This is a genomic window from Chthonomonas sp. (assembly GCF_035294505.1).
GTDB lineage: Bacteria > Armatimonadota > Chthonomonadetes > Chthonomonadales > Chthonomonadaceae > Chthonomonas.
In genome coordinates this window covers 1-9652 of the sequence record NZ_DATGKU010000162.1, presented here as the reverse complement: position 1 = coordinate 9652, position 9652 = coordinate 1, and the positions used below count along the sequence as shown (strand labels likewise).

The window sequence follows — 9652 nt, the reverse complement described above, 5'->3', positions numbered from 1 at the left end:
GCTCGAGCAGCATAATGAGAGGCTTGAGGAGCTTATTCTGCGCATGGAAAGGCAACTCTCTGCCGCTAACGTGCCTTACGATGCCCCGCAAGAGGTAGCTCCGTGCTGCTGCCATTGCCATGAAGGAGAGCGAAACGAGCCATGAACGCCTTCAATACCGAATTATTGAGCTGGAGGTTGATGTAATGTCTCGCTCGGATCGGAACCTATTGCAACGTATATCCGTGTGGCGCCAAGGAAAGGGGCTACTGAGCCTTTTCTTTCTCCTACCGCTTCCGCTGTTGGCAATTGGCAGTTCTCTATTTTTTCTGTACTCTCATCGCCTCCACTCCGAAGATGCTATCGCTCCCGGCGTTCATCTCTTTACGCTAGACCTTGGCGGCAAGACGCCGGCGGCGGCGAGGGACGCGATACTGCAGTGGGCGCAGGATAGGTGCGCAACGCTCTTTACTCTGCATGCTCAAGGGATAGCCAACAGCCCCCCGATCTCGATACGGGCGAGAACGCTGGGACTTGGCATTGATGTCGACACCACGCTCCAAGCCGCAGAGCAGGCCGGACAAACAAGCTGGCTATCTAAAATAGCCGCTCTGGTAAGGCCATCCAAACCGGACACCCCTATTACGCCCACGATCACGGTCGATCAGAAACAGCTTCACGAGGCGCTGACTCATGTGGCGCATCTCACGCAGGTTCCACCCATCAATGCGAAGATCGTGTTGCTTCCGAAGGGAGGTTTTGGGCTAAAACATGAGGTGCCCGGGCAGGCCATAGATGTAGACGCAGCTGCACCAATCGTAACCAACGCTTGGCAGCAGTTCAACACGTTATCTTCTTCAAGCACAGATACGAGAGGCGGGAGCGATGCGATAACAACAGGAAACTCTGGCAATCTACTCGATCTCAACCTGCCTACCCAAGTGGTACAGCCGCGCATTACTTATGACCTCTTGCGCACCATAAATGGAAAGCTCTCATCTTATAGCACCTGGTATGATGAGGGGAAGCGAGGGCATAACATCGAGGTGGCTACCGAAAAAATTGATGGAACCCTGTTATTGCCCGGCCAAATCTTTTCCTTTAACGAAACCGTAGGGCCTCGCGTGCTGTCCAGCGGTTTCGATGTGGCGCCTGTTATTATTCACGGAAAGTTGCAACCGGGGGTGGGGGGTGGAATCTGCCAAGTATCCGGCACCCTTTACAATGCCGCCCTGAAGGCTGGGTTAAAAACCGTGCTTCGCAATCACCACTCGTTTCCCGTTTCCGATGGGGGCATTCCCACCGGTCGTGATGCAACCGTCGCCTATGGGGAGCTGGATATGCGCTTCCAGAACAGTTTGCCCTATCCCGTCTACATCATCGGTCGGACGCGTAGAGGCTTACTGACATTCGATATTTTTGGACACGTCGATCCGAATCGCAAAGTGGAACTCGTGCGCGGACGCCTTCATGAGGGCGATGTACCCGTAGAGATTATTCATGATCCCAAACTGCCGCCGGGGCGTCGGATTGTGGAACAGGAGGGGCGCCCGGATGTGCGCACCGTGTGGTATCAGATCGTCCGCATAGACGGCAAGGTGGTGAGCCGAGATGTGATTCCGTCACACTATGAAGCGCAACCGGAGATCGTGCGTGTTGGTGTGAGAGGGCGTCTCACTCCACCCCCAACACAACGCCCGCCGACCCCACAGCCTGCTCAACTTCCTACGCCACCCTAACCCTATCCTTTCGTCTTGCAGACAGCAACGCAGCGGCCAGAGAGATAGACGATGAAGGGAACGACACAGGCCGCTGAGGGAAAGGGGTGGGGCTGCAGAGACTGCCGGCTTCACGGTTCTAGAGGCAGTTAGCAAAGCAAGTCAGCCTTGTTCGCCCCCTATCCCGTCCTTTCCCCCGATTCGGGAGGTGCTAGCGCACGGCGATGCAGCGGCCAGTGAGATAGACGATCATGGAAGTTGTAGTGGCCGCTGAGTTGCCCACGGCGAGGGGCCTCTCCCCAATGGGGGGAGGGGCGGGGGGGTGGGGGCTGATAAGCAAGCCTATCTTATTCGTCCCCTATCCCATCTGTACCTAATCTCGCAGATGCTTGCCAGTAAGCGAAAGAAAAACGTCCTCTAAAGTAGGTTGTTTGATGTTGATGGAGACGATGGGAAGGGAGTAGGAATTTAGGAGCCGCACCATTTCAGGTAAAGCCTGATGGGGTTTTGCACTATATACCGTGATGACGTGTTGGCTAAGGGCGTCCTGCGAGACTTTCTTTACCTCAATGGTGTCCACAAGGGGGATCGAGGCAAGAGCTGCTGTCAGCTCGTCGTCGCTCGGCAGCGATTCAAGGCCGGCCGCTTTCCCCTCGATCACCAGCTCGATGGCCGAGCCACCCTGACGGGCGATAAGGTTGGCCACGGTGTCGCAGGCGATAAGCTTGCCGCGGTCTATGATACCTACGCGATCGCAAAGCAGTTGCACCTCCTCCATGTAGTGACTGGTGTAGAGAATGGTAAGCCCGTTTCGATTCAGAGCGCGAATTCCCTCAAAGATGTGATTGCGTGACTGCGGATCGACTCCCACGGTGGGTTCATCTAGCAGGAGAAGCTGGGGCGCATGCAGCAGCCCTGCGGCTAGATTGAGACGACGCTTCATGCCACCGGAATACTTCTCCACAAGGCGGTCGGCATGCTCGGAAAGACCAACAAGTTCAAGCACTTCGGCCACGCGGTGCGCGAGCATGGAACCATGCAGACCGTAGAGCCTGCCGAAGAAGAAAAGGTTTTCTCTGCCGGTGAGTTTGGCATAGATGGCTAACTCCTGCGGTACCACCCCCAACCGGCTGCGCTCCTCTGGGGTGGATCGGTAGGGCACACTTTCAAAAAGAATCCGCCCGGAGGTGGGGGGCAAGATGCCGGCGAGCATGTGGATGATGGTGGTTTTGCCGGCGCCATTGGGCCCCAGTAGGCCGAATATCTCGCCCTTTTTAATGGAAAAGCTGACTCCGTCCACAGCCGTAACATCGTCGTAAGTTTTACGCAAGTCATCTACTTGCAACAGCACGTTATCTTCCACGACGTACCCCTCATCGCATTAAGGCCTTTGATGATAATGTACCTAAGTTTTGGGCTATTCGCTAAGGGTTACCCCTACAGCCCCACCCTCTTACCCCCCCATTGGGGGGGGGGAGGGGAGATTAGCAAAAGGGGCACGGTCACCGTGCTCCTACAGTCTGTAGCCTCTCCCCTTCCCCTCAGAACCGGTGGGAATGGAAACTTAAGATTTCTCGCCTTCGGCTCGAAATGACAGTTGTGGCATCAGCTCGAAAGGACAGTTGTTTATCTCGGCTGTGGTTGGAGAGGACAGTCGTGTCACCGGCTCTTCAAGCCCCCACCCCCCATTAGGGAGAGGCCCCTCGCGGTGGGCGTCACAGCGGCCTGAAGCGCTTCCTTCACCGCCTGTCTCTCTGGCCGCTGCGTTGCCGTCCGCGAGGACGGAAAGGATGGGATAGGGGGCGAATAAGATAGGCTTGCTTAGCCAACTTCCTCTAGAACCGTGAAGCTGGCAGTCTCACCAGCCCCACCCCTTTCCCTCAGAACCGGTGGGAATGGAAACTTAAGATTTCTCGCCTTCGGCTCGAAATGACAGTTGTTTATCTCGTCTTCGGGTCGAAAGGACGGTAGCCTTCGGCTCTTAAAACCCCTTCCCAACCCTCCCCCTATCAGCGAGAGGGGAGACCGATAAGTTCACTAGGGGTTTCCTTGGATAACCTTCTCTTCGGAAACTCAACACAACCGCCCCCTTTCTCCCTAATAGGGGGAAAGGATGGGATAGGGGGCGAACAAGGCTGACTTGCTTTGCTAACTGCCTCTAGAACCGTGAAGCTGGCAGTCTCTGTAGCCTCTCCCCTTCCCCTCAGAACCGGTGGGAATGGAAACACAAGATTTCTCGCCTTCGGCTCGAAATGACAGTTGTTTATCTCGGCTGTGGTTGGAAAGGACAGTCGTGTCACCAGCTCTTCAAGCCCCCACCCCCCCGCCCCTCAAGGCCGACGCCCTTCCCCTCCCCCTATCAGTGAGAGGGGAGACCAATAAGTTCACTAGGGGTTTCCTTTGATAACCTTCCCTTCGGAAACTCAACACAACCGCCCCCTTTCTTCAATAGTAAGACACAATAAACGCCTCAGCGGCCAGAACCGTTTCCTTCAAAGCCCATCTCTCTGGCCGCTGCGTTGCTGTCTGCAAGACCGCTGCGTTGCTGTCTGGAAGACGAAAGGACGGGATAGGGGGCGAACAAGGCTGACTTGCTTTGCTAACTGCCTCTAGAACCGTGAAGCTGGCAGTCTCACCAGCCCCACCCCTTTCCCTTAGAACGGATGGGAATGGAAACATAAGATTTCTCGCCTTCGGCTCGAAATGACAGTTGTGGCATCGGCTCGAAATGACAGCTGTTCATCCTTTTACCCAACGAAGCGAGGAGAGTGGGTAAAATGTTGCAGTCATTGGGAGAGGAGGTAGTCCGATGCGAATCGTGTCGTTGTTGCCAAGTGCCACGGAGATCATCTGCGCGCTTGGGTTGGGAGATCAGCTAGTAGGGGTAACGCATGAGTGCGACTATCCGCCGTTTGTACAGCAGTTACCGAAGGTCACCAAAACACTCATCCCCCATAACGCCACCAGCGCCGAGATAGATGCGTTGGTGCGAGAGCGCCTTAAAACCGATAGGGCCCTCTATACCCTGAACATGGAGGTGTTAGAGCAGCTGCGTCCCGACCTTATCATTACGCAGGCCTTATGCGATGTTTGTGCCGTGGCGGAGGCCGAGGTGCGTGCGGCAGCGTGCCGGCTGCCGGGAGCGCCCCGCGTGGTGAACCTGGAGCCGATGTGTTTAGAAGACCTGTATGAGGCCATCCGTAGCGTGGGCGAGGCCACAGAGCACGAGGAGGCAGCCGAACGACTTGTCCGTTCTCTTAGGGCGCGTGTGGCGGCGGTAAAGGAGCGGACGGAACGCATCGCCTATAAACCGCGCGTAACGCTTCTGGAATGGATCGATCCTCCCTTTACTTGTGGGCACTGGAGCCCCGAACTCGTTGCGCTTGCCGGAGGCATCGAGGGCATCGGAAAGGCGGGTATCCCTTCACGCACCATGCATTGGGAGGAGCTGCTCCATTGGCAACCTGAGGTGCTCGTGATCGCCTGTTGCGGATACACCGTCGAGCGGACACTTCAAGATATGCCCCTTTTAGAGGCCCGACCCCATTGGCAGGAGTTGCCTTGTGTACGTTCAGGGCAGGTGTACATTATCAACGGTTCGCACTACTTCAGCCGTCCCGGACCGCGGCTTGTGGATAGCCTAGAGATTTTAGCGCACACGCTTCACCCGGACGTGCACCCTTTGCCGGAAGGATTGCCTCCGGCGCTGCAGTGGCGAGCACCCGCCCTTAGCTACTTACCGTGATAGACCAATAGATGATATCTATGGCATCGTTTTTGGTGCCTGCCGGGTAGACATCGCCGGCCGGCTCCGGGGAGAGTAGCGTGGTGGTGTCTTGGGAAGTGTAGGTGCGGTTTTGGCTTAGGTCCATGGTGAGGAAACTGCTCTCTTGGGTGGGATCGAGTGTATTTCCCATGGCATCTACCTCTTTCACACCGCTAAAGTTTTGGTCGGTCGGCACATAGTTTGTGGCCACGATGTTCACCTGGATATAGCGGATGGCTGCCGCCTCCTGCGCCTTTTGGTTTGGGTCGGAAGTGTCGGTGATAAGTTGAGAGAGCTGAAGCCGGAAAGAGAGCGAGGAGGCACCTGCGATATCTTGCGGATTGGTGAGATCGGGCAGGGTGTACTGGGCGGGCATGCCCTGGTAGACGGCGGAGTTAGGGATATTGGGGTCGCCGGGGAAGTGGTAGACGCCGATGCTGCCGGGCTGATTCTGGTTATAGAGCACGTAGTCTGTAAGGCCGTAGTCGGGTGGGCTGCCAAGGCTTCCCGGCGAGCCGGTGGCGAAGCCGTTGCCATAGCCCACAAGGCCGCCTTGACCGGGAGCATAGACGGCCACCGGCCCGCGAGCGGTGAGGCTGCCGGTAGCTCCATAGCGATTGATGAGGAAGAAGTAGTAGAAGGCGGGGTTCATGGGGCCGGCGAAACGCATGGTGACCGTGAGGCTTTTACCCCCAACCGCTCCTGTTCCCGGCACGGGGGCGGCGCAGCCACCGGCGGCGAGGGCGATGCCACCTCCTAGAAGCCTTTTAAGAAAATCTCTGCGTTCCATCACGGACTTCCCACCTCCGATAGATCCTTCGGGTCGGTTTCCTCCATTTGGGGCACACGATAGCTTATAATACTACTTACTCCCGGTTCGCGCATCGTGACACCGTACCAGGTTGGGGCTGCCTCCATGGTGACGGGGTTATGAGTGATCACTAAAAACTGACTTCGTTCGCTGAATTCGCGCACAAGCCGAACAAACTTCTCCACATTGGCGCCATCGAGCGGGGCATCTACCTCGTCGAGGATGACAAAGGGGCTGGGGCGTACGGATAAAAAGGCGAAAAGCAAGGCTATAGCGGTCAGCGCCCGCTCTCCGCCGGAGAGAAGGGCAAGGCTTTGCGCCTTTTTGCCGGGGGGTTGGGCGATGATCTCGATACCGGTTTCCAGCAGATCATTGGGGTTTGTAAGCAGCAGTCGGGCGCTCCCACCTCCGAAAAGGCGTTTGAAGAGCCGGTCGAACTCTTCGCGTACGGCCTCGAAGGTTTGCAGAAAGATGTCGCGCGTGCTGGCATCTATCTCGGCGATGGTGGTCAACAGCCCTTCACGGCTTTTCTCTAAATCGGCCTGTTGGGTTGCCAGAAAGTCGCAGCGTTCCGTAAGCCGCTCGAACTCCTCGATGGCTCCCGTATTTACGTGGCCCATCGCCCGTATTTCACGGCGAAGGCGTGCCACTTCCCGTGCGGTATTGTCGTCAACGTCCACGGTTTCTTGGCATTCAAGGGCCTCCTGCAGCGGGAGATTGTACTCTTGAAGTAGCCTTTCGGCGGCTTGAGACAACTGCATTTCGAGGCGGGCGACGCGCAGTTCCGTTTCATGCAGGTGCGTCGTGATCTCCCGATGGCGTTGAGCCGCCTCCCGCAGCGCTTCGTTGGTTTTGGCGTGGGCGTCGAGTTTCTGCTGGCGATTTGCTGCATTCTGCTGTACCGCCTGTTCGGCCTCTTGCAGTTGGCGGAGGGTGTGTTGCAGCTGTTCGGCCAAGCGCGTCTTCTCCTCCGCCACCTGGGCTTCTTCCTGCTGTACCTGAGCATGCAGGCTTTTGCGTTGCTCGAGGCGGCGTTGCAACTCTTCGAGCGCCTGTCGACTCTCTTGCTGTGAGCGCCTTAGCCCTTGAAGTTGGGTGCGAAGTTCGGTGGTTTCTACCTCTAGTCGGGCGGCCTTGCTGCGGAGGGCATCGCGCTGGGCGGTGCGAGCTTCGGCCGCTTGTTGAAGCGCTATGAGAGCGTTTTCGGCATCTGCATCGTCCTCATGGCGAGAGAGGATGAGGTTTTCAAGCCGTTCCTGCTCTTTTTTTAGCTCTGTAAGGCGGGTTTGCAGTAGCTGCTGAGCCTGTTGGTGCTCTATCTCCTGGCGTTGGAGGCGGGCAAGCTCTCTTTCGGCTGCGGCCTGAGCGCCGGCGGCAGCGGCGATGGCTTGGTCGAGATTCGCCAGCTCCTGCATAAGGTGGCCATGCTCTTTCGCAACCGCCTGCTGTTTGTGAAGCAACTCCTTATGTTGGACGGCGAGCCGATCCGCTTCGGCTTGTAGGTCGGGCAAGCGATTTTTGAGGTCATCTATCTCCCCTTTACGCCCTACCAGATGGGCACCACGTCCTTGCAGCGAGCCACCGGTGAGCGCCCCTCCTGGAGTAAGCAGCTCTCCTTCGAGGGTAACCATGCGCGACCAGCCCGAAAGGCGGCGAGAGAGCGCAATGGCTTTGTCTAGGTCGCGCACAACCACCACGCGCCCCAGTAGAAGCTGAATTGCCGGAGCGTAGCGGTCATCAAAAGCGACGAGATCAGCGGCCACTCCTTCGATCCCTTCCTCTGGGGGAAGGTTGTCGAGTGGCCGGCCAGGGCGTAGCAGGGTAAGGGGCAGAAAGGTAACGCGCCCGGCTTTGTGTTGCTTCAGCCAGGCGATGCCGGCTTTGGCCTCCTCCTCTGTGGGCGTTACGATGTCTTGTAGACTGCTGCCCAAAGCGACCTCAATAGCGATGCGGTAGGGTTCGGGGACGATGAGGAGGTCTACCACCGGGCGATACTCGCCGCGAACGGCGCCTGCTCGGGCGGCTTGTAGGAGTGCCCGCACCCCGTGATAGAAGCCTTCGTAGCTTTCCTGCAGCTCGACGAGGGTCGAGAGGCGTGCAGCCTGCTCGGAATAGGCACGCCGGGCTGCTTCCCAGCGGTTGCGGCACGCATCTACCTCCGCCTGCAGCGCTTTTTGTTGAGTCTCTAGATGCTCTTGGGTTTGATGCAGTTCGTCCCGTTGGGCTTTGCGTTGTTCTTGTTCGGCAACAATTTGGCGCAGGCGCTCCTCGGCTTGCAGGCGTTGCTCTTGTAGCAGAGTCGCTTCCTTTTGCAGGGCTTCCAGTTGTTGACGGGTCTCTTCAAGGCGAGCTTTCACCCCATCGAGAGCGGCGATGCGGCCGGCTCGCTCTTCGGCGCGTCGAAGTTGTTGGCTTCGCCTGGCCTCCAGCTCCCGTAAAATCTCGGTAACGGTCTGTTCCATAGCCTGCAGAGCGGCACATTCGGCAGCCCATGCTTGTTCCCGTTCCGCCAATTCGGCTTGCAGGCGCGCGATCTCTTCGGCCTCGGAGGTGATCAGCTGTTCTAACAGCTCTTTTTGCGTTTCCAGATCGGCGATCTCGTGAAGGGCCTGTTCTTCGGTGCGTGTGGCGGCACGGGCGCGCTCCTCTAAAACGGCCATGCGGCTTTGGGTGCGCTCGGTTGTCGAGAGAAGGTTTTGGTAGTTGGTTCGCGCGATCTCTAAAGCCTCTTCGGCTTGCTGCACTTGCTCCGTTAGCTCGGCAAGGTGCTGTTCCAGCTGGGCCTGCAGTGTTTCGATGCGATGCAGCTCCTGACGATCCAACTCCTGCTCTTGGCGAATGCCGAACAGTTCATAATCGGCCTGTTTTGCCTCGGCGACAAGCAGACCGACCTCAATTTCGCGAAGGCGCTCTTGGTAGCCGAGATAGCGGCGGGCGGCAATGGCTTGGCGCTCGAGGGGTTCTTTTTGGGCCTCCAACTCACGAAGGATGTCGCGCACGCGTTGGAGGTTGGCCTCGGCCGTTTCCAGCTTGCGCAAAGCCTCGCGTTTTTTTACACGGTATTTTTTTATTCCGGCAGCCTCCTCAAACAGCTCCCGCCGATCTTCCGGGCGTGCCGAGAGGACGGCATCTACCTCCTGTTGGCCTACGACGGCGTAGGCGCCTTCGCCGGCGCCGGTATCTAAAAACAGTTCCACGATGTCTTTCAGGCGACAGGGGGCGCCATTAATGAGGTACTGGCTTTCGCCGGAGCGATAGATGCGTCGGGCGATGCTGACTTCAGAGAAGGCGATGGGCAAAAAGTGATCGGAGTTATCGAGCAGAAGGCGCACCTCTGCCATGCCGAGAGGTTTGCGTTTATCGGAGCCGCTGAAGATG

Annotated in this window: 5 protein-coding genes; 2 read left to right on the top strand and 3 right to left on the bottom strand. The window is 57.6% G+C overall.

From position 1 onward, the window contains the following. Positions 1–185 precede the first annotated feature (185 nt). Positions 186–1718, top strand: coding sequence for a VanW family protein (locus VKV18_RS09080; protein ID WP_324203888.1), 1533 nt, complete (start codon positions 186–188; stop codon positions 1716–1718). A gap of 352 nt (positions 1719–2070) precedes the next feature. Here the strand turns inward: VKV18_RS09080 and VKV18_RS09075 are convergent, their stop codons facing one another. Then, a complete protein-coding gene (locus VKV18_RS09075; RefSeq protein WP_324203887.1) occupies positions 2071–3060 on the bottom strand; it encodes an ABC transporter ATP-binding protein in 990 nt (329 codons plus the stop codon). A gap of 1446 nt (positions 3061–4506) precedes the next feature. On the opposite strand from VKV18_RS09075, the gene VKV18_RS09070 reads away from it, so the two are divergent. Further along, positions 4507–5442: a cobalamin-binding protein gene (locus tag VKV18_RS09070; RefSeq protein WP_324203886.1), complete on the top strand. Its 936-nt coding sequence runs from the start codon at positions 4507–4509 to the stop codon at positions 5440–5442. Here VKV18_RS09070 and VKV18_RS09065 read toward each other — a convergent pair. Both VKV18_RS09065 and smc read right to left on the bottom strand, forming a co-directional pair. Further along, positions 5426–6253 (bottom strand): twin-arginine translocation signal domain-containing protein, encoded by an 828-nt coding sequence (locus VKV18_RS09065; RefSeq protein ID WP_324203885.1) that lies wholly within the window; start codon positions 6251–6253, stop codon positions 5426–5428. The two genes, VKV18_RS09070 and VKV18_RS09065, sit on opposite strands and share 17 nt — an antisense overlap. After that, a partial coding sequence (gene smc / locus VKV18_RS09060; RefSeq protein ID WP_324203884.1) for a chromosome segregation protein SMC occupies positions 6253–9652 on the bottom strand: 3400 nt, incomplete at its 5' end. The genes VKV18_RS09065 and smc, both read right to left, overlap by 1 nt.

Bases quoted from the DNA above. Each gene is read 5' to 3' on its own strand.
- VKV18_RS09065 (WP_324203885.1), bottom strand. From the start codon at position 6,253: ATGGAACGCAGAGATTTTCTTAAAAGGCTTCTAGGAGGTGGCATCGCC.
- VKV18_RS09080 (WP_324203888.1), top strand. From the start codon at position 186: ATGTCTCGCTCGGATCGGAACCTATTGCAACGTATATCCGTGTGGCGC.
- VKV18_RS09070 (WP_324203886.1), top strand. From the start codon at position 4,507: ATGCGAATCGTGTCGTTGTTGCCAAGTGCCACGGAGATCATCTGCGCG.